The 19,527-nt window shown below is 72.0% G+C and carries 16 protein-coding genes and 1 pseudogene; 13 read left to right on the top strand and 4 right to left on the bottom strand.

Going from position 1 to position 19,527, the window contains the following annotated elements; translation table 11 throughout:
* The first annotated feature begins 3 nt into the window (after nt 1-3).
* Nucleotides 4-1,170, top strand: coding sequence for an imidazolonepropionase (gene hutI, locus HEP85_RS16785; RefSeq protein WP_168528464.1), 1,167 nt, complete (start codon nt 4-6; stop codon nt 1,168-1,170).
* Between the two features lie 42 nt (nt 1,171-1,212).
* On the opposite strand, the pseudogene HEP85_RS16780 reads toward hutI, so the two are convergent.
* Nucleotides 1,213-2,782: pseudogene (locus HEP85_RS16780) on the bottom strand (ricin-type beta-trefoil lectin domain protein).
* A 377-nt stretch (nt 2,783-3,159) separates the two neighbouring features.
* Entirely contained in the window at nt 3,160-4,068 is a 909-nt protein-coding gene (locus HEP85_RS16775) for an RNA polymerase sigma factor SigF (protein ID WP_168533698.1), read from the bottom strand.
* A gap of 249 nt (nt 4,069-4,317) precedes the next feature.
* On the opposite strand from HEP85_RS16775, the gene HEP85_RS16770 reads away from it, so the two are divergent.
* From HEP85_RS16770 to HEP85_RS16745, 6 genes are all read left to right on the top strand, one after another.
* Nucleotides 4,318-4,686, top strand: coding sequence for an STAS domain-containing protein (locus HEP85_RS16770; protein WP_168528463.1), 369 nt, complete (start codon nt 4,318-4,320; stop codon nt 4,684-4,686).
* A gap of 306 nt (nt 4,687-4,992) precedes the next feature.
* A complete protein-coding gene (locus HEP85_RS16765; RefSeq protein WP_168528462.1) occupies nt 4,993-5,574 on the top strand; it encodes an ATP-binding protein in 582 nt (193 codons plus the stop codon).
* Between the two features lie 170 nt (nt 5,575-5,744).
* Nucleotides 5,745-6,476, top strand: coding sequence for an LPXTG cell wall anchor domain-containing protein (locus HEP85_RS16760; protein ID WP_248001958.1), 732 nt, complete (start codon nt 5,745-5,747; stop codon nt 6,474-6,476).
* Nucleotides 6,477-6,509: 33 nt separating this feature from the next.
* Nucleotides 6,510-7,517 carry a hypothetical protein gene (locus tag HEP85_RS16755; protein ID WP_369657741.1) on the top strand — a complete coding sequence of 336 codons (1,008 nt, stop codon included), beginning with the start codon at nt 6,510-6,512 and terminating at the stop codon, nt 7,515-7,517.
* Nucleotides 7,518-7,582: 65 nt separating this feature from the next.
* Nucleotides 7,583-8,704, top strand: coding sequence for a hypothetical protein (locus HEP85_RS16750; RefSeq protein ID WP_369658123.1), 1,122 nt, complete (start codon nt 7,583-7,585; stop codon nt 8,702-8,704).
* A gap of 110 nt (nt 8,705-8,814) precedes the next feature.
* Entirely contained in the window at nt 8,815-10,077 is a 1,263-nt protein-coding gene (locus HEP85_RS16745; protein ID WP_168528460.1) for a hypothetical protein, read from the top strand.
* A gap of 110 nt (nt 10,078-10,187) precedes the next feature.
* Here HEP85_RS16745 and HEP85_RS16740 read toward each other — a convergent pair whose 3' ends face one another.
* Nucleotides 10,188-11,684, bottom strand: coding sequence for an oligopeptide:H+ symporter (locus HEP85_RS16740; protein ID WP_168528459.1), 1,497 nt, complete (start codon nt 11,682-11,684; stop codon nt 10,188-10,190).
* Between the two features lie 493 nt (nt 11,685-12,177).
* On the opposite strand from HEP85_RS16740, the gene HEP85_RS16735 reads away from it, so the two are divergent.
* Entirely contained in the window at nt 12,178-12,855 is a 678-nt protein-coding gene (locus HEP85_RS16735; protein WP_018566970.1) for a response regulator transcription factor, read from the top strand.
* 298 nt (nt 12,856-13,153) lie between these two features.
* Nucleotides 13,154-14,431: an ATP-binding protein gene (locus HEP85_RS16730; RefSeq protein WP_168528458.1), complete on the top strand. Its 1,278-nt coding sequence runs from the start codon at nt 13,154-13,156 to the stop codon at nt 14,429-14,431.
* A gap of 53 nt (nt 14,432-14,484) precedes the next feature.
* On the opposite strand, the gene HEP85_RS16725 is transcribed toward HEP85_RS16730, so the two are convergent.
* Nucleotides 14,485-15,063 carry a GtrA family protein gene (locus tag HEP85_RS16725; protein ID WP_168528457.1) on the bottom strand — a complete coding sequence of 193 codons (579 nt, stop codon included), beginning with the start codon at nt 15,061-15,063 and terminating at the stop codon, nt 14,485-14,487.
* Nucleotides 15,064-15,317: 254 nt separating this feature from the next.
* Here HEP85_RS16725 and HEP85_RS16720 point away from each other — a divergent pair, with 254 nt between their 5' ends.
* The 4 genes from HEP85_RS16720 to HEP85_RS16705 all read left to right on the top strand — a co-directional run bounded on the left by HEP85_RS16720 (nt 15,318) and on the right by HEP85_RS16705 (nt 19,480).
* Nucleotides 15,318-16,490: a 5-(carboxyamino)imidazole ribonucleotide synthase gene (locus HEP85_RS16720; RefSeq protein WP_211117997.1), complete on the top strand. Its 1,173-nt coding sequence runs from the start codon at nt 15,318-15,320 to the stop codon at nt 16,488-16,490.
* Nucleotides 16,487-17,011 carry a 5-(carboxyamino)imidazole ribonucleotide mutase gene (gene purE / locus HEP85_RS16715; protein WP_329288187.1) on the top strand — a complete coding sequence of 175 codons (525 nt, stop codon included), beginning with the start codon at nt 16,487-16,489 and terminating at the stop codon, nt 17,009-17,011. Before HEP85_RS16720 ends, purE begins: the two co-directional genes overlap by 4 nt.
* Nucleotides 17,012-17,016: 5 nt before the next feature.
* Nucleotides 17,017-18,195 (top strand): dipeptidase, encoded by a 1,179-nt coding sequence (locus tag HEP85_RS16710; protein ID WP_168528456.1) that lies wholly within the window; start codon nt 17,017-17,019, stop codon nt 18,193-18,195.
* Between the two features lie 124 nt (nt 18,196-18,319).
* Nucleotides 18,320-19,480, top strand: a complete 1,161-nt coding sequence (locus HEP85_RS16705; RefSeq protein WP_168528455.1) for a dipeptidase — start codon at nt 18,320-18,322, stop codon at nt 19,478-19,480.
* The last annotated feature ends 47 nt before the right edge of the window (nt 19,481-19,527 follow it).

Here is a 19,527-nt window from a genome sequence, read left to right as displayed (position 1 = left end):
GCCATGAGCACCGTCATCACCAACATCGCCACGCTGGTCACCAACGATCCCTCCCTCGGTGACGGACCCCTCGGTCCGATCCATGACGCGGCCGTCGTCATCGACGGCGACCGCGTCGTGTGGACCGGTGAATCAAGGAAAGCACCCGCCACCGACAACCGGGTCGACGCCGGGGGCCGGGCCGTCGTCCCCGGCTTCGTGGACTCGCACTCGCACCTCGTCTTCGCCGGCGACCGCACCGAGGAGTTCAACGCCCGGATGTCCGGCCGCGGCTACACGGCGGGCGGCATCCGCACCACCGTCGCCGCGACCCGCGCCGCGAGCGACGAGGACCTGGAGCGGAACCTCACGCACTACCTCGGCGAGGCCCTGCGCCAGGGCACCACGACCTTCGAGACGAAGTCGGGCTACGGACTCACCGTCGAGGACGAGGCCCGTGCCCTGCGGATCGCGGCCCGCCACACCGACGAGGTCACCTACCTCGGCGCGCACATCGTCGCCCCCGAGCACGCCGACGACCCGGCCGCGTACGTGGCCCTGGTGACCGGCGAGATGCTCGACGCCTGTGCCCCGCACGCCCGTTGGATCGACGTCTTCTGCGAGAAGGGCGCCTTCGACGGCGACCAGGCCCGCGCCATCCTCACCGCGGGAATGGCGAAGGGCCTGCACCCGCGCGTCCACGCCAACCAGCTCACCTACGGCCCCGGCGTCCAGCTCGCCGTCGAACTCGACGCGGCGAGCGCCGACCACTGCACGCACCTGACCGACGCCGACGTGGCGGCGCTCGCGAGCGGAAACACCGTGGCGACGCTGCTGCCCGGCGCCGAGTTCTCCACCCGCGCCCAGTGGCCGGACGCCCGCCGCCTGCTGGACGCGGGCGTCACCGTCGCCCTCTCCACCGACTGCAACCCGGGCTCCTCCTTCACCTCGTCCGTCCCGTTCTGCATCGCGCTCGCGGTGCGGGACATGGGGATGACGCCGGACGAGGCGGTGTGGTCGGCCACGGCGGGCGGCGCCGCGGCCCTGCGGCGCGAGGACATCGGCCGCCTCACCGTCGGCGCCCGCGCGGACCTGACCCTCCTGGACGCGCCCAGCCACGTGCACCTCGCCTACCGGCCCGGCGTGCCACTGGTCACCGGCGTCTGGCGGGGCGGCGTACGCGAGGTCTGATCTCCCCGGGCCCGGTCCTGACCGTTCCGGGGCCCGGTCCGGTCAGGACGCCCCCGCCCGCCACCGCTGCTCCCCGCTCCCGTTCAGCGGGAGCAGCGCCAGGCCGTCGCCGCCGTCCGGGGTGAGCCCGGTCTCGATGGCGACGGCCGGGCGGATCACGCCGTCGTCGCCCACGGTGAACCGCAGGTTCTGGGCGTGCCGGCCCTCGGCCGAGGAGCACTCCCAGATGCCGACGCCGTTGTCGACGGAGCCACGGCTGTCCAGACAGAAGTCACTGTCGGCGTACGACTGGAGGACGCCGCGGGAGGCGTCGACGCGCCAGCGCTGCGTGGACGAGGAGTCGCAGGGGGCCGTGACGACATCCGTGCCCTTCTCCAGGTCGCCGTCGCGGATGTCCAGGCACAGGCCCGAGGCGGCGTTCACCACCTGGGCGTACGCGGCTCCCCGGCGGAGCGGCCGGGGTGGGCGTGGGGTACGGCTTCGGACGCGCGGACCTCGACGGGGACGCGGGCGCGGTCGGGGAGGCGGAGGCGGTGGTCGCCGAGGCCGACGGGCCGGACGGGGACGGGGAGGGGGACGGGGCCGCCGGGACCGTCGCCGTGACCGTCACCGACGGCGGGCTCGCGGGTGTGCCGACCGCGCCCGCCGGGTCCGGGGCCGGTGAGCCACCGGACGTCAGCAGGAGGAGCAGCAGCGGAGCCAGGGCGACCCCGAGGGCCGCCGACGCCAGCACCAGGCGGCGGGACGGCGGCCAGGGCGGCCCGGACGACGCCCGGCCACTGGGCGCCGGCTCGTGGGTGCCGGTCGTGGTGTACGCCGTGCCGGCCCAGGGCAGCAGGCCCTCGGCCAGGGTGGTGCGCGGGTGGTCGCGCAGGGCGGACAGTTCCTCGTACGCCGTCGTGCAGTGCGCGCAGTGCGCCATGTGGGCGTCCAGGTCGGAACTGAAGCGCGGGTTGCCGGGCCGCAGCGATTCCTCGATCAGCCGCCGGAAGTCCCCGCAGGAGGGGTCGTCGGAGGCGGCAAGCCGGGCCTTCAGACAGGCCTGGCCCAGCGTCTGGAGCGCCTGCTCCGTGCCGTACGTCACGTCCTCACGGGTGAGCCCGAGCAGCACCGCCGTCCGCTCCTCGGGCTCCCGCTCCACCAGCCCGTACCAGACCAGGCCCTGGGCGCGGGACGGGAGGGACTGGAACGCCGGGAGCATCCGCGGGACGGGGCCCTCGGGGCCGGCCGTGTTCAGGACCAGGAGCAGTCCGGCGTCGAGGCCGGCGGCCCGCTCGTCGGCGGCCCAGGACACGGCCACCCGCGCGGTCAGCAGGAGGAGTTGGTGCCGCCACGGGACGCCGGGGTCGCTGCCGCGGGCCGTCTCGCGGGCCGCGAGGGTGAAGGCCTGCGCCGCGAGCTGGCGTGCCACGGACTCGCTGGTGGTGCACAGGCGGGCGTAGGCGAGGACCGACGCGCGGTGGCGGCCGCGGAGTTCCTGCAGCGCCGGGTACGCGGTCGGGGTGGCGGCGCGCAGCAGTTCGGTCAGACGCGCGTCGGGCGTGCGCGCGTGGGCCCCGCCGCCCTCGGCCCCGGTCCCGTCGCCCTTGCCGGCCGGATCGCCCTGAGCCATCCCTCCGCCTCCTCGTCCCCCGTGCGGTCGCTCGCCCCGTCCTGACGTACTGGCCAGTTTGGGGGTGCCCACAGTGGCAGGGGTGACCCGCCGGGGAAAGAGTGAAGAGGGTGTTTCCCCGGGTAACTTCCGCCGGGGGAAAGGAACTGCGCGGAATGAACCGGATGAACCGGATGAACCGGAAAGAAGCAGAAAGAAGCAGAAAGAAGCGGTCCGGCGCCGTCAGGGCCGGACCGCTTTCCACCGGGACCACGCGGGGGAGTTCCGGGACCGCTTGTGGGGGTACCAGGAGTGCGTGGGGGAGTTCCGGGACCGTTTGTGGGGGTACCAGGAGTGCGTGGGGGAGTTCCGGGACCGTTTGTGGGGGTGAGGCTCCGTCACTCCTCGACCGTGAGGCCCCTGCGGAGCCGCACCAGCGTGCGCGACAGCAGCCGCGACACGTGCATCTGCGAGATGCCGAGTTCGTCGCCGATCTCGGACTGGGTCATGTTGGCGACGAAGCGCAGCGACAGGATCTGCCGGTCGCGCGGCGGGAGACCGGCGATCAGGGGCTTGAGGGACTCCACGTACTCGATGCCTTCGAGCCCGTGGTCCTCGTAGCCGATGCGGTCCGCGAGCGCGCCCTCGGAGTCGTCCTCCTCGGGCTGGGCGTCCAGCGAGCTGGCCGTGTAGGCGTTCGAGGCGGCCATGCCCTCGACGACCTCGTCGTTGGTGATGCCCAGGCGTTCGGCCAACTCGCCGACGGTGGGTGACCGGTCGAGGCGCTGGGCGAGTTCGTCGCCGGCCTTGGCCAGGTCGAGCCGGAGTTCCTGCAGCCGGCGCGGCACGCGCACGGACCAGGAGGTGTCGCGGAAGAAGCGCTTGATCTCGCCGATGATGGTCGGCATGGCGAAGGTGGGGAATTCCACGCCGCGGCTCAGCTCGAAGCGGTCGATCGCCTTGATCAGGCCGATCGTGCCGACCTGGATGATGTCCTCCATCGGCTCGCTGCGGGAGCGGAAGCGGGAGGCGGCGAACTTCACCAGCGCGAGGTTGAGTTCGACGAGCGTGTTGCGGACGTACGAGTAGTCGTGGGTGCCCTCTTCGAGGGACTCCAGGCGCTCGAAGAGCGTCTTGGACAGGGCTCGTGCGTCCACCGCCCCCACCTCGTCGTACGGGGGGATCTCCGGAAGTCCTTCCAGGCCCGCGAGGTCCGCGCCGTGGTCGGCGGGAGCGTGGTCCGGGTGCTCCGGAGAGGGTGCCGACGTCGCCCTCTGGGTCTGCGATGCGTCGAGCCGGGGTGACATGGTGTCCTCCATCGTTCTCGGCATATGGCCGCCGATGCCAATACGTGCACTGCGGTGTGCGGCGCCTCCGTAGCCGGCCGTGTCGAATAGCTGTCTCTACTAGCCCTACCCGCTTTCGCGTATCCCTCGCAAGTGCCTTTCATTGCTAAATGTCCGTTTTCGGGGGGTTGTTCGGGTGTCGGAGATCGTGGGGAAGGCGTAGTGTTCGAGTGTGTAACCAGGACTCACGACGCTCGGGAGAGAGACGGCATGGACCGCGGGACGGTCGGCAGCGCACAGTCGGGCCGGCTTCTTGTCGAGGTGCGGGAAGAGGGCTCTAGCGCCGTCGTGACTCCCGCGGGTGAGTTGGATCACCACACGGCCGAATTGTTGCGTGAGCCACTCGAGGCCTGCCTCGAAAAGGGATATTCCCGGCTCGTCGTGGACTGCTCACGGCTGGAGTTCTGCGACTCCACCGGGCTCAACGTGCTGCTCGGCGCCCGGCTCAAGGCCGAGGCCGCGGGCGGCGGGGTCCATCTGGCGGGGATGCTGCCGGTGGTGGCCCGGGTCTTCGAGATCACCGGGGCGGACGCCGTCTTCACCGTTCACGAGTCGCTCGATGCGGCGCTGGCCGACTAGCCGGGGCGTTCGGGCGCCGCTCTGCCGCGTCCAGGTCCCCCCGGACGGCCGCCGCGTCACGTCCGTCACACATTCCCGGTCGGGCAGGGGGGTGTTCCCGCGCGACAGTCGGGCAGGAGACATCCTGACCCTGTCGGCGAGAATCGGTGGGAACGTCGGAGAGAAACGCTGCAGATATCCGTCCCGAGCGTCCTGGACGCGGAAGTGCCCTGATGTCCTGAGTGCGGAAGCCCCTGGTGTGCGTACCACATGGTGAGTACTGAGTCTTGAATCGTGATACTGGTGAATCGGTGAGGTGAAGCGCTGATGAGCACCACCCGGCCTTACTCGCCGGGCGACCGCGGCCCGGAGTCGGGCGAAGGCGGCGCTTCCGGGGTGTCGGGAGACGGCGTGAGCGTGTCCGGGCGCCCGGTGGCCCCGACCGCCGACGGCGTGTCCGTGACGGTGTCCGCGGGCGACGTGGGCGTTCCGTCCGCCGTCCGGTCGGCCCGCAGACTGAGTTTCGAGGGTGAGAGCGGTGTCGTGCCGCTCGCCCGCGACTTCGCCCGTCAGGCGCTGCACGCGTGGGGCTGGCTGCCCGCCGAGGGCGCCGACCGGCGAGCCGCCGCCGAGGACGTCCTGCTGGTCGTCTCCGAGCTGGTCACCAACGCCTGTCTGCACGCCGAGGGTCCGGAGGAACTCCGGATCAGCTGCGACAACAAGGTGCTGCGCGTCGAGGTCTCCGACCGGGGCACCGGCCAGCCCGCACCGCGCACCCCGCACCGCGCCGGACGGCCCGGCGGCCACGGCATGTTCATCGTGCAGCGGCTGTGCCTGGACTGGGGAGTCGTCCGCACCCCGGGCGTCGCCGGCAAGACCGTATGGGCGGAACTCGGGGCACCCGCCTGACACCCACCAGGAATTACCCGCGGTCACAACGCTTCTTCGTACGTGCCGCACGCGCGCTGGATCTCCTCAGATCCGGCGCGCGCTTTGTCTTCCCTCCACAAGGCCCCGGGCGTACCTTGACGGCCGATCTGATGTTCCGTCAGAAATCTGTCAGGAGTGAGGGGCAGGCCGTGCCGAACCGGACGTACCAGAAACGAACCGCCGCGCTCGCGCTCGCCGCGGCCCTGGCCGGCTCGGCGGTGCTGACGGCCGCCCCCGCCGCCCAGGCCGCCGTGGTGGACGTCAACTACCAGTGCAAGACGCCGATCGGCGACAAGAGCGCCGTCTCGCCCATCGACATCAAGAGCGTCAGGAGCGGCAGCGCCTACAAGCTCACCATGTCCTGGCAGAAGGGCGTCTCCTCCAGCCCGGTCGAGCTGGGCAAGGGAGCGATGAGCCCGAGCGCGGTCATCAAGGTGGGCGGCGCGGACAGCGGCACGGTCGCGGTGAGCGGCCCGGCCAACGCGGCCGCGATCCCCGCCAACACCCCCATCAAGATCAGCGACCTGAGCGGGACGTACACCCCGTCCAAGAGCGGCAAGGTCACCTTCACGGCGGGCGTCCTGACCATCAAGGCGCTCGGCACGACCACCACCTGCACGCCCACCAACAACCCGGGGCCCTCGCTGACCCTCGACGTCACGGCCGCGGGCGGCGGGACCGGTTCGGGCGGATCGAGCGGGTCCGGCGGGTCGAGTGGGTCGGGCGGGTCGGGTTCCCAGACCGGCTCCGGCGGGCAGCTCCCGCAGACCGGTCCCGCCGACTCGGCGCTGGCCCTCGGCACGCTCGGCGGCACGGTGCTGCTCGCGGGCGCCGCGGGCGCGCTGTGGCTGACGCGCAGGCAGCAGGCGGCACGCCGCTGAGGCGTTGACCCGTACGACGACCAGGAGCCGCCGATGCCGTACGCCCGTGTTCTGTGCTGTGCCGTCGGCGTGCTGCTGTCGCTGGCCGCACCTCCGGCCGCCGCGGGGGAGGACGACTGGTCCGTCGTGCCGTCCGCGGGCACGGGCACCGGGCGGCCGTACGTCTACGCGGAGGGGACGCCCGGCACGGTCCTCCAGGACACCGTGTCCGTGCTCAACCCGGGCGCGAGGCCGCTGACGGTCCGGCTGCGCGGCGCGGACGCCGACAGCACCGCGCGCGGCGGCCTCACCGTCCGTACCACCGGGAGGCCTACGGACACGGGCGCCTGGATCGCCTTCGCCGAGGAGCGGGAGGGACACCGGGCGCCGGCCGGCGCGGTGTCCGTCCGGGTGCCCGCGCGCACCCGCGCCGACGTGCCGTTCAGCGTGAGCGTTCCGCCGGGCGCGACGCCCGGCGACCACCCGGGGGCGATCGTCGCGAGCTCCGGCGGCCGCTCCTCGGCGGTACGGGTACGGCTGCGGGTCGGCGGGCCGACGCTGTCGGCGCTCACGGTCGAGCACGTCACCCTCCACGGCGGACGCATCTCGTACGAGCTCGTCAACCGCGGCAACACCGTGCTCGCCCCGAAGCTCGCGGTACGCGCCGACGGTGTCCTCGGCAGGGTCCTCGACCGACCCCCGAGGGCCCTTCCGGTCGAGCTCCCGCCGGGCCGCCGCGTGACGCTCACCGAACCGTGGCACGACCCGCCGACGCTGGACGCGGTCGACGTGCGGCTCACGGTGACGGCGGCGGGAGGGGCGCGCGCCACCGCCTCCACACCGGTGCGGTTCGTGCCCTGGGGCGGGCTTGCGGGCGTCGGGTGCGGTCTCGCCGCGCTCACCGCGCTGCTCGTCGTACGGCGGCGCGGGCGCCGTACGACGGACGACGGGGCGTGCGCACCGGCGCGTACGGAAGCGGCGCGTACGGACGCAGCGCGTACAGAAGTGGCGCGTACAGAAGTGGCGCCTACGGACGCGGAGTGGACGGGAGCGGTGTCGTGAGCTTCGTCGGTGGCAGGGCGCGCGTGGCGGTGCGGACGGCGGCCGTGCGGGCGGTGACGGTCGCGCTGCTCCTGGTCCCCGTGGTCGGGACGGCCGCGGTGTCCGTCGCGTCCGTCGCGTCCGTCGCGTCCGCGGCGGGGGGACCGGCGGTGGAACTGTCCACCGCCGAGGCGGGGACGGGTGGTTCGGTCACCGTGACCGGCAGCGGATGGCGGCCGAGGACGCTGCTGATGATGCTGATCTGCGGGCAGTCCGTGCCGTCCCGTGGGGTGATCGGCGGCACCAACTCCTGTGCCAACGCGGGCGGCCGGGCCGTCACCACCGACGCGAAGGGGAACTTCGAGAAGAAACTGCCGGTCACCGAGCCGCCCAAGCCGTGCCCGTGCGTCGTGCACGTCGCCACGGTCACGGGCGGACGGGCGGCTGCCGACACCGTCTTCATGGTCGCCGGGCACCCCGTCGAACCACTGCCGAAGGAGTCGGGCGGCGGACGCCTGGCGGTGCTCACCGACACCCGGCTGGACGGCTCCGGCGGAGTGCTGACCTGGTTCGGCGCGCCGCCCGCCCGGGACCTCGTCTTCACCGTCGGCAACGTCGGCACCGCCTCCGTCAAGGACCCCGTCTTCCAGGTCGGCACCTCGCACGGGGTGTTCGCGCCACAGTGGGAGGAACAGCAGTGGCGCGGCACGGTCGCGCCCGGCAGGAAGGCGCGGATCACCCTCCCGGTGGAGCTCGCGGCCGGGGCGCACGGCGACTACACGGTCTCGTTGAGGTACGACGGGAAGGTCCTCGCCGAACAGCCGTGGGGCGTCGGCCGCCCCTGGGGCGTGACGCTCTTCTGGATCCTGCTGTGCGTGGTCGTCCCGGCGGCGGTGTTCCGGATCGGGATGGCCGTGGTGGACCGGGTGCGGCCGCGCCGGCTGGCGCGCCGTGCGGGCCGGCGCCGGGGCCCGCGGCTGGCCGGCATCACTCACCGGCTGCCGAGGCCGGGCGGTTCGACCGCCCCGCCGTCCGCACCCGCCGCGCCCGGGACGGCGAAGTCCGCCGCGGCGGGGAACCGCGTGCCGAAGACCGCCACGACCCCGGTCCTGCCGTGGTTCACGCCGGACAACGATCCCGGTGGCACCGCGAACGGTCAGCTCTCCGCACCGCAAGAGAACAGTCCGACGACGAAGGGGAACACGTGAGTACGCGATGGAGAGTTGCGTCGGCGGGAGGGCGGAGAGGCGCCCCCTCGGACGGGCGGAGAACAGTCCCTGGGGGCGGCCGGAGAGCGAGCGCGACCGGGTTCGCGCTGATGTTCGTCGGCGCGGGCCTTCTGGTGGGCGTCGCGGCGGGCCCCGCACAGGCCGCCGGGGTGTCCTACGCGACCCGGTGCGTGCCGCCCGCGGCCTCCGGCCTGGACCCCGTCGAGGGCACCACCGAGGTGCAGATCACCGCGCCCGCGACGGCGAGCGTGGGCGACGAGGTCGAGGTGGTCTGGAAGTTCACGCGGGCCGCGTCGAAGAACCCCGACCTCATCGACCTCCCGGCCGACTCGGTCCAGCCCAGCGGCACCCTCAAGGCGGCCGGTGCGCAGACCGCGGACCTCGCGATGCAGGGACCCCGTGAGAACCCGGCCATACCCAAGGGCGGGGCCATGGTGCTCTCCGACATGAAGGGCACCCTCAAGCTGACGGCGCCCGGCACGGTCACGCTGACCCCGGACGCGTACAGCATCAACGCCTTCTCGACGGACACGAAGTGCGCCCCGACCGAGACGGTGAAGCCGGCGGCGACGATCGAGGTGACAGGTTCCTCGACGTCACCGTCCCCGTCCCCGTCTCCGACTCCGACATCGACGACGACGCCCTCGACCACTCCCTCCGGCACGGCGTCGACGCAGCCCTCCGGATCGGCGTCGGCGAGCCCGAGCGACAGCGGGGGACAGACGGACTTCACCGGCAAGGAGGTCTCCGTCGCCTACGCGTGCAAGACGCCGATCGGGGACAAGAACGCCACCTCTCCCGTGCAGATCGACGCACGGAAGAACGGTGAGAGTTTCGACCTCACCGTCCGGTTCAAGAAGTCCGTGATGGACAGTCCCGCCGACATCCCGGCGAACTCGGTCAAGCCGTCGATGGAGGTGGTCCTGGGCGGTGCGGACAAGGGCACGGTCCATGTCGAAGGGCCGGCCAACGCCCAGCCGATCAAGTCCGGGGATCCGATCGAGGTCCCCGACCTCACGGGCACGTACAAGCCCGGCGCGAGCGGTGAGTCCACCCTGGCGCCCGGTGTGCTGACGGTGACGGCCCTCGGCACCACGACCACCTGCACCCCGGCGACGTCACAGGTCTCCCTGACCCTGGACACCACACGGCAGGAGGGCGGGGCGTCGGGCGGAGGAGGGTCCTCCTCCACGTCCGGTGGCACGTCGTCCGGGTCGTCGACATCCGGCGGCCTCGCGGAGACGGGCTCCGACAGCCACGGCGCGCTCAGGGCGCTGGGGCTGGTCGCCGGAACGGTGATCCTGCTGGGCGGAGCGGTCTTCACGTTCCTGCCCCGCCGCCACCCGCACTGAACCGTCCCCGCGCTCCGGCGCGGGAACGCCGGAGGGCCACCGCGCCGATGTGGTGCGGTGGCCCTCCGGGTGCCGGGCGTCGGCCCGGGGAAGCCCCCGGCGCGGGTGCGTCAGTTGACGTCGCCCATCAGTTCCTTGACCCGCTTGCGGTACATCCAGACCGCGACGCCGGCGATCACGGCGAGCGTGGCCTCCAGGGCGACGATGCCCGTCTTGTTGAGGTCGACCTCGGCGATGGAGAGGATGCCGGTCGTGGCGTCACCGGCGGTGACCGCCAGGAACCAGACACCCATCATCTGGGAGGCGTACTTCGCGGGAGCCATCTTCGTCGTGACCGACAGACCCACCGGAGAGAGCGTCAGCTCGCCGACGGTCTGCACGAAGTAGATCGCCACCAGCCACATCGCCGCCGCCTTGTGACCGCCCTCGGCGATCGTCAGCGGGGCCAGGAAGAGGAAGAACGACGCACCGACCAGGATCAGGCCGGAGGCGAACTTCGTGGCCGTGCTCGGCTCCTTGCCGCGCTTGTTCAGCGCCAGCCACGCCCAGGCGAAGACCGGGGCGAGCGCCATGATCATGACCGGGTTGACGGACTGGTACCAGGAGACCGGGAAGTTCCAGCCGAAGATCGTGTTCTTGGCGGACGACTCGGCGAAGATCGACATGGTCGAGCCGCCCTGGTCGTAGATCATCCAGAAGACGGCCGCGGCGACGAAGAACCAGATGTACGCGGACATCTTCGACTGGTCGGCGCGGTCCAGGTCCTTGTCCCGCTTGATACGGCCGATGACCAGGACGGGGATGATCAGACCGGCGAGCGTGATCGGGACCAGCAGCCAGTTCAGCGTGTAGTGACCCGAGAAGCCGACGATCGCGTAGAAGACGACGGCGACGGCCGCCCAGAACGCGGACTTGCGCAGCGTCGCGGCCTTCTCCTCGGCCGACAGAGGCGTGGGGACCTCCTGCGAGCGGGGGCTCAGGTGACGGCCGCCGAGCAGGTACTGGGCCAGACCCAGGGCCATGCCGAGCGCGGCGATCGCGAAGCCCAGGTGCCAGTTCACGTTCTCGCCGACGGTACCGATGACCAGCGGCGCGATGAAGGCGCCCAGGTTGATGCCGATGTAGAAGAGCGTGAAGCCACCGTCGCGGCGCGGGTCGTCCGGGCCCTTGTAGAGGTGGCCGACCATCGTCGAGATGTTGGCCTTGAGCAGACCGGAACCGATGGCCACGAGGCCGAGGCCCGCGAAGAAGGTGCCGGAGGTGGGCAGGGCGAGCGTGAGGTGGCCCAGCATGATGATCAGGCCCGCGACGGCGACCGTCTTGCGGGGGCCGAGGACACGGTCGGCGAACCAGCCGCCCGGCAGGGCGAGGAGGTACACCAGGGACAGGTACACGGAGTAGATCGCGGTCGCGGTGGCCGCGCTCATGTGCAGGCCGCCCGGTGCCACCAGGTACAGCGGGAGCAGAGCCTTCATGCCGTAGTAGGAGAAACGCTCCCACATCTCGGTCATGAAGAGGGTGGCCAGTCCGCGGGGGTGGCCGAAGAAGGTCTTCTCGGAACCGGGGGTGCCCGGTGTGACCGAGTCCTTCGTCAGGCTGGACGCCATGGTCGTTCCTTGCTGGTCGGGACGCGCTGCAGGAGCGGGGCGCGCCCGGTGGGGGGCGGCCGGCACCGGCGAGGTCCGACCCGTCCACCCCACGCCCACGGGGAGTCCGCTCCGGTTCGCGAAGCGGTGCACGGCGACCACCGGGATCCACGCCCGTCACGCGTCGATGCGCTCGGGCCCGGCCACAGGTCATTCCTTTCGAGGCTGGTGAAACACCAGCCCGCACACAAAAGAGACCCTCAGCGTCACGTAACGCGCCAAAGGTCTCAGTGCGGTGCTACAGGCGTCTGGTCACCATACGACATGTCAATGCCGCATATGGAAGGACTTGAGAGATGGATCACAGGTAATAATGGAATCACGGAAGGACATTCGAAGGCCTTACCCAAGATCGCGTCCCACAGCCGAAGGCGGCTCTCCGGCGGGTCGTAGGTAAGAATCCCGGTTGCCGATCACACCACAGGTGCTGTCCGAGGCGGACTACCATCACCCCATGACCCGTGTACTGCTCGCCGAGGACGACGCGTCCATCTCGGAGCCGCTGGCCCGTGCCCTGCGCCGGGAGGGTTACGAGGTCGAAGTGCGCGAGGACGGACCCACCGCGCTCGACGCCGGGATGCAGGGCGGCGTCGACCTGGTCGTCCTGGACCTGGGGCTGCCCGGAATGGACGGCCTGGAAGTGGCCCGCCGACTCCGTGCCGAAGGCCACACCGTCCCCATCCTCATCCTGACCGCGCGCGCCGACGAGGTGGACACCGTCGTCGGCCTCGACGCGGGCGCCGACGACTACGTGACCAAGCCGTTCCGTCTCGCCGAACTGCTCGCCCGCGTCCGGGCGCTCCTCCGGCGTGGCGCCGCCGAGCCGCAGCAGCCGCCCGCCACGCACGGGGTGCGGATCGACGTCGAGTCGCACCGGGCCTGGATGGGTGACGAGGAACTCCAGCTCACGGCCAAGGAGTTCGACCTGCTGAGGGTGCTGGTCCGGGACGCGGGGCGGGTCGTCACCCGGGACCAGCTCATGCGCGAGGTCTGGGACACCACGTGGTGGTCGTCCACCAAGACCCTCGACATGCACATCTCCTGGCTGCGCAAGAAGCTCGGTGACGATGCGGCGAACCCCCGGTACATCGCGACGGTACGGGGTGTCGGTTTCCGCTTCGAGAAGAGCTGACGCGCGCTCCCCGTCCCCTGGGGGCTCCGCCCCCAGACCCCCGGTCGGCCTGAAGGGCCTTGTCCTCAAACGCCGGACGGGCTGATGGTGTAAGCCGGGGCCCGCATCTCCAGCTCGTCCGGCGTTTGAGGACGAGCCCTTCGGGCGATGGCGGGGGTCCAGGGGGCGGCAGCCCCTGGCGGGGTCCGGGGCGGAGCCCCGGGACGGGTCGGGTAGGGGCGGCGGGGGCGAAGAGAGCCCGTCGGCCACCGCGACAGTGCACACTGATCCCCGTACAGCCACCCGCCCGGAGGGCCCCGTGCGTCGCCGCCTCATCCAGTCCACCCTCGCCGTCGTCCTCGTGGTGATCGCCGTCTTCGGCGTCTCCCTCGTGATCGTCGAGACCCGCACCATCAGCAACAGCGCCCAGGAACGCGTGGACTCCGAGGCCCTGCGCCTCACCAGCATCGTGGACAGCCGCATCCTCGGCGAGGAACACATCAACGCGGAGATCCTCAGGAACCAGGTCGCGGAGGACCGCTACGCCGTGATCCGGGTCCCCGGCCGGCCCCCCATCGAGGTCGGGATCCAGCCCAGCGGCGACGTCATCCACTCCACGGCCAAGGGCGAGGAGGGCGAGACCGTCGTCGTCCAGGAGCCCCGCTCGGCCGTGACCCGCGAGGTCGGCCGCACACTCCTGATCATCGCGGCGGTCGCCCTGCTCGCGATCATCGCCGCCGTCCTGCTCGCCGTACGCCAGGCCAACCGCCTGGCCTCCCCGCTCACCGACCTCGCGGAGACCGCCGAGCGGCTCGGCTCCGGCGACCCCCGCCCCCGCCACAAGCGCTACAGCGTCCCGGAGCTGGACCGTGTCGCGGACGTCCTGGACAGCAGCGCGGAACGCATCGCCCGCATGCTGACCGCCGAGCGCCGCCTGGCCGCCGACGCCTCCCACCAGCTCCGTACGCCCCTCACGGCCCTCTCCATGCGGCTGGAGGAAATCACCCTCACGGATGACCCGGACATCGTGAAGGAGGAGGCGACGATCGCGCTCACCCAGGTCGAGCGGCTCACGGACGTCGTGGAGCGCCTGCTGACCAACGCCCGCGACCCCCGTACGGGCTCCGCCGTCTCCTTCGACCTCGACGAGGTCATCAAGCAGCAGCTGGAGGAGTGGCGCCCCGCCTACCGCAGCGCGGGCCGCGCCATCGTCAGCTCGGGCAAGCGGCACCTGCGGGCGGTCGGCACGCCGGGCGCGGTCGCCCAGGTGCTGGCCGCGCTCATCGAGAACTCGCTCATGCACGGCGGCGGCACCGTCGCCCTGCGGACCCGGGTCACCGGCAACCAGGCCGTCGTCGAGGTCACGGACGAGGGCCCCGGGGTCCCCACCGACCTGGGCGCCCGCATCTTCGAGCGCACGATCAGCGGCCGCAACTCCACCGGTATCGGTCTCGCGGTCGCCCGCGACCTCGCGGAGGCCGACGGGGGCCGTCTGGAGATGCTGCAGGCGCAGCCGCCGGTGTTCGGCCTGTTCCTGTCGCGTACGCCGCTGAAGAGGCCGCCACTGGTGGACGAGGAGGAGCCGACGGTCCGGTAGCGGGGCCCCGGCGTGGCGGAAGGTTCGCAACCCGCCCTGGCTGGCCCGGGTCGCTAGTTGGCCCGGGCCCTGGCAGGCGCTCGCTCGGCGCCGGTCTGCGCCTCCGACGCGTCGAGGACGGCCCGCGTGCGCAGCTCCGCTCCGGGCTCCGTCCCGGTCGCGGGCTCCTCGGCCGGCAGCGTGCGGAACACCCACGTGCGGTACGACCAGAAGCGGAACAGGGTCGCGATGCCGATGCCGACGAACTTGAAGACGTTGCTCTGCAGCGGGCTGTCGCAGCCGAAGCCGTACGTCGCCACGTACAGCACACCGTTCTCGATGACCAGTCCCACCGCGCTGAACAGCACGAAGAGGGTCATCTCCCGGGTACGGCCGCCGCGGTCGCGGTCCCGGTAGGTGAAGTAGCGGAACCCGACGTAGTTGAAGACGATGGCGACGACCGTGGCGATGACGCTGGCCCGGACGACCTGCAGTCCGGTGGCGTGCCGGACCAGGTTGAAGGTCACCAGGTTGACGAGCAGGCCCGCGCCGCCGACCGCGCCGAATTTGGCGACTTCGCGCAGGAGCTGGTCGAAACGGCGGCGAACCGCGCCGCGAGGCCTCGTATGAAGCCCCGAAGAAGCACTGCCCATGGTGTCGCCAGCCCCCGTCGTTCGGTCATCGGTCGGTCGTCGTTCGGTTATTTCAACCCGGCCATGCTAACCAGCGGCTCCCTGTCGTGCCTGTGGGCAGACTCACGGGTGCGGAAAAAGCGGGTAACCGACGGGGCGGGCACGGGGCGGGCGCGGGGCGCACGGCAGGGCGAGGAGCGGGCCGCGGGGCGGGCGGGGGCGGGCGCGCGGAGAGCGGAATCCGGTCGCCTCGGTGTGGCCGATACTCTTGGAGCGTGACGTTCCCGGTAGTCGGCATGGTCGGCGGGGGTCAGCTCGCTCGTATGACACACGAGGCGGGCATCCCGCTCGGCATCAGGTTCAAGCTCCTCAGTGACACCCCTCAGGATTCCGCGGCGCAAGTGGTCGGCGATGTCGTCATCGGCGACTACCGCGACCTCGACACGCTGCGTGACTTCGCGCGGGGCTGCGATGTGATCACCTTCGATCACGAACATGTGCCCAGCGAGCATCTGCGTGCCCTGGAGGCGGACGGCATTCCCGTCCGTCCGGGCCCCGACGCGCTCGTGCACGCCCAGGACAAGGGTGTGATGCGCGCCAAGCTCGACGCGCTCGGCGTGCCCTGCCCACGGCACCGGATCGTGAGCGACGTCGCCGACGTCGCCGCCTTCGCGGCCGAGGGCCTCGCGCCCGGCGCCGAGGGCGACGGTTTTCCGGTGATCCTGAAGACCGTCCGCGGCGGCTACGACGGCAAGGGGGTCTGGTTCGTACGCTCCCTGGAGGAGGCGGCCGAGCCCTTCCGCGCCGGCGTCCCCGTGCTGGCCGAGGAGAAGGTCGACTTCGTACGGGAACTGGCGGCGAACGTCGTCCGCTCACCGCACGGCCAGGCGGTCGCGTACCCGGTCGTCGAGTCCCAGCAGGTCGGCGGCGTCTGCGACACGGTGATCGCGCCCGCGCCCGGGATCCCGGACGAGCTGGCCCTGAGGGCCGAGGAACTCGCCCTGCGCATCGCGAAGGAACTCGGCGTCGTGGGCCATCTGGCCGTCGAACTGTTCGAGATCCGCGAGCCCGACGGGACGCCCGGCATCCTCGTCAACGAACTGGCCATGCGCCCGCACAACTCGGGCCACTGGAGCCAGGACGGCGCGATCACCTCCCAGTTCGCCAACCACGTCCGCGCGGTCCTCGACCTCCCCCTCGGCGACCCGCGCCCGCGCGCCAGGTGGACGGTCATGGTCAACGTCCTCGGCGGCGACTACCCGGACATGTACTCCGCGTACCTGCACTGCATGGCCCGCGACCCCCAGCTGAAGATCCACATGTACGGCAAGGACGTGAAGCCCGGCCGCAAGGTCGGTCACGTCAACACCTACGGCGACGACCTGGACGACGTCCTCGATCGCGCCCGCCACGCAGCCGGTTACCTGAGAGGCACGATCACAGAATGAGCCCAGTTGTAGGCATCGTCATGGGGTCGGACTCCGACTGGCCCGTCATGGAGGCCGCCGCCCAGGCCCTCCACGAGTTCGAGATCCCCTACGAGGTCGACGTCGTCTCCGCGCACCGCATGCCGCACGAGATGATCGCGTACGGAGAGCAGGCCGCGGGGCGCGGGCTCAAGGCGATCATCGCGGGTGCCGGCGGCGCCGCCCATCTGCCCGGCATGCTCGCCTCGGTCACCCCGCTGCCCGTCATCGGCGTACCGGTCCCGCTGAAGTACCTCGACGGCATGGACTCGCTGCTGTCGATCGTGCAGATGCCGGCCGGCGTCCCCGTCGCGACCGTCTCCGTCGGCGGCGCCCGCAACGCGGGCCTGCTGGCGGTCCGGATGCTCGCCGCGCACGACGAGGAACTCCTCACCCGTATGCGGGACTTCCAGCAGGAGCTGAACGACCAGGCCACCGAGAAGGGCAAGCGGCTGCGGGCCAAGGTCGAGGGCATGGCCGGCGGCTTCGGCTTCGGGAAGTGACGCGGATGGCACCCCTCGACGAAGCCCGGGACCTCCTGCGGGAGTTCCCCGTGGTCGACGGTCACAACGACCTCCCCTGGGCACTGCGCGAGCAGGTCCGCTACGACCTCGGCGCCCGTGACATCGCCGCCGACCAGAGCGCCCATCTGCACACCGACCTGGCACGCCTGCGCGCCGGCGGCGTCGGCGCGCAGTACTGGTCGGTGTACGTCCGCTCGGACCTGCCCGACCCGCTCACCATGACACTCGAACAGATCGACTGCGTACGGCAGTTGATCGACCGTCACCCGGCCGACCTGCGCGCCGCGCTGACGGCGGCGGACATGACGGCGGCGCGGGCGGAGGGCCGGATCGCCTCGCTCATGGGCGCGGAGGGCGGTCACTCCATCGACAACTCCCTCGGCGCGCTGCGGGGGTTGTACGCGCTGGGCGTGCGCTACATGACGCTCACCCACAACGACAACACCGCGTGGGCGGACTCGGCCACGGACGCCCCGGCCGTCGGCGGTCTGTCGGCCTTCGGCCGCGAGGTCGTCCGGGAGATGAACCGCGAGGGCATGCTGGTCGACCTCTCGCACGTCGCGGCGACGACCATGCGGGACGCGCTGGACACCTCCGCCGCCCCGGTGATCTTCTCGCACTCCTCCTCGCGCGCGGTCTGCGACCACCCGCGCAACATCCCGGACGACGTCCTGGAGCGGCTGCCCGCCAACGGGGGAGTGGCGATGGTGACGTTCGTACCGAAGTTCGTCCTGCAGGCCGCGGTCGACTGGACGGCCGCGGCCGACGAGAACATGCGCGCGCACGGCCTCCACCACCTCGACACCACCCCCGAGGGAATGAAGGTCCACCGTGCCTTCGAGGAGACCAACCCGCGGCCCGTCGCCACGGTGTCGACGGTGGCGGACCATCTCGACCACATGCGCGAGGTCGCGGGCGTCGACCACCTCGGCATCGGCGGCGACTACGACGGCACGGCGTTCACGCCCGAGGGCCTCGACGACGTCTCCGGCTATCCGAACCTGATCGCGGAGCTGTTCGCCCGTGGCTGGTCCCGCGCCGACCTCGCCAAGCTGACCTGGCAGAACGCGGTACGGGTGCTGGGCGCGGCCGAGGACGTGGCCCGCGGCCTGCGGGCGACACGCGGCCCGTCGAACGCGACGCTCCGACAGCTGGACGGCTGACCGCTCCGGCCGCTTCCCGGTGGACGGGCCGTACCCCCGAACGCCCCGTCCACCAGGAAGCTCCCCCGGGCCCCGTGCGACGGTGACGGTACTGCGATCACCGTCCACGCAACGGAGCCACGTCATGGCAGACCTGCAGGAAGAACTGCACCCCACCCCCGAGGTGGCGGAGCTCGACCGGCCCGCTGCCTGGGCGGAGGCCGGGCCGGAGTCCGGGACGGCGGACCTGGACGTCCAGGAGTCCGCGCCGGCCGCGGCGCGGGACAACGCCCCGGACGCCGATCCCCTGGAGCGGGCGCGCAGCTTCCTCGCCGGTCATCCCGTCGCCGACGGCTACAGCGGACTGCCCTGGGCGCTGCGACACCTGCCCTGGTACGACCTGGAGGTGGGCGAGAGCGCCGTGGACACGGATGTGCCGCGGCTGCGCGAGGGGCATGTCGGCGCGCTGTTCTGGTCGCTGCACCTGCCCGAGGGACTGGCCGGGGACCGGGCCGTCGGCGCCACCCTGGAACAGCTGGATCTGGTGCGCACCGTGGTCCAGGCCCACCCCGAGGGGCTGCGGATGGCGCACACCGCCTCCGAGGTCAACGACGCCCGGCTCTGCCGCCGGGTGGCCGTGCTGCTGGGCCCGGCCGGTGCCGCCGCGCTCGGCGACTCGCTCGGCATCCTGCGGGCCCTGCGCACCCTCGGCCTGCGGGTCCTCACCCTCGCGGGCGCCTCCTGGGCGAGTCAGGCGGGCCTGACCAGGTTCGGGGAGGAGGTGCTGCGCGAGATGAACCGGCTGGGCGTGATCGCCGACCTCTCCGGGACCTCGGACGCCACCATCGCCCGTACCCTGGCGGCCTCCAAGGCCCCGGTCCTGTTCACCCGTTCGGCGGCCCGCGCGCTCCGTCCCCACCCGGCGAACCTCTCCGACGACGTCCTTGCCGGACTGGGCGCGGCCAAGGGGGTGTGCATGGTTCCGCTCACCGCCGAGCAGGCGGGCCCGACCGTCCGGGACGTCGCCGACCACCTCGACCATGTCCGGGCCGTCGCGGGCCCGGAGTGCGTCGGCGTCTCGGGGACGTACGACTCCGGGGCCGCGCATCCACAGGACCTCGCCGACGCGTCCTGCTACCCGAACCTGATCGCCGAACTCCTGGCCCGCGGCTGGTCCGAGGCCGATCTCGCCCTGCTGACCTGGGGGAACGTCCAGCGCATCGTGCGCAGTGCGGACTTCACGGCGCGGGCGGCCCAGCAGCGCCGCGAGCCGTCCACGGCCAGGATCGCCGAACTGGACGGCTGATCCGGCGGCCCGGACCGGGACTTGGGGCCGGACCCGGACCCGGGCCC

It is taken from the genome of Streptomyces sp. RPA4-2, from assembly GCF_012273515.2.
GTDB lineage: Bacteria > Actinomycetota > Actinomycetes > Streptomycetales > Streptomycetaceae > Streptomyces > Streptomyces kaempferi.
Note: the sequence above shows the minus strand (reverse complement) of the source record. Positions and strands in the feature narration are given on the sequence as shown.

Bases quoted from the DNA above. Each gene is read 5' to 3' on its own strand.
- HEP85_RS16745 (WP_168528460.1), top strand. From the start codon at position 8,815: ATGTTCGTCGGCGCGGGCCTTCTGGTGGGCGTCGCGGCGGGCCCCGCA.
- HEP85_RS16755 (WP_369657741.1), top strand. From the start codon at position 6,510: ATGCCGTACGCCCGTGTTCTGTGCTGTGCCGTCGGCGTGCTGCTGTCG.
- HEP85_RS16705 (WP_168528455.1), top strand. From the start codon at position 18,320: ATGGCAGACCTGCAGGAAGAACTGCACCCCACCCCCGAGGTGGCGGAG.
- HEP85_RS16735 (WP_018566970.1), top strand. From the start codon at position 12,178: ATGACCCGTGTACTGCTCGCCGAGGACGACGCGTCCATCTCGGAGCCG.
- HEP85_RS16710 (WP_168528456.1), top strand. From the start codon at position 17,017: ATGGCACCCCTCGACGAAGCCCGGGACCTCCTGCGGGAGTTCCCCGTG.
- purE (WP_329288187.1), top strand. From the start codon at position 16,487: ATGAGCCCAGTTGTAGGCATCGTCATGGGGTCGGACTCCGACTGGCCC.
- HEP85_RS16725 (WP_168528457.1), bottom strand. From the start codon at position 15,063: ATGGGCAGTGCTTCTTCGGGGCTTCATACGAGGCCTCGCGGCGCGGTT.
- HEP85_RS16770 (WP_168528463.1), top strand. From the start codon at position 4,318: ATGGACCGCGGGACGGTCGGCAGCGCACAGTCGGGCCGGCTTCTTGTC.
- HEP85_RS16740 (WP_168528459.1), bottom strand. From the start codon at position 11,684: ATGGCGTCCAGCCTGACGAAGGACTCGGTCACACCGGGCACCCCCGGT.
- HEP85_RS16765 (WP_168528462.1), top strand. From the start codon at position 4,993: ATGAGCACCACCCGGCCTTACTCGCCGGGCGACCGCGGCCCGGAGTCG.
- hutI (WP_168528464.1), top strand. From the start codon at position 4: ATGAGCACCGTCATCACCAACATCGCCACGCTGGTCACCAACGATCCC.
- HEP85_RS16775 (WP_168533698.1), bottom strand. From the start codon at position 4,068: ATGTCACCCCGGCTCGACGCATCGCAGACCCAGAGGGCGACGTCGGCA.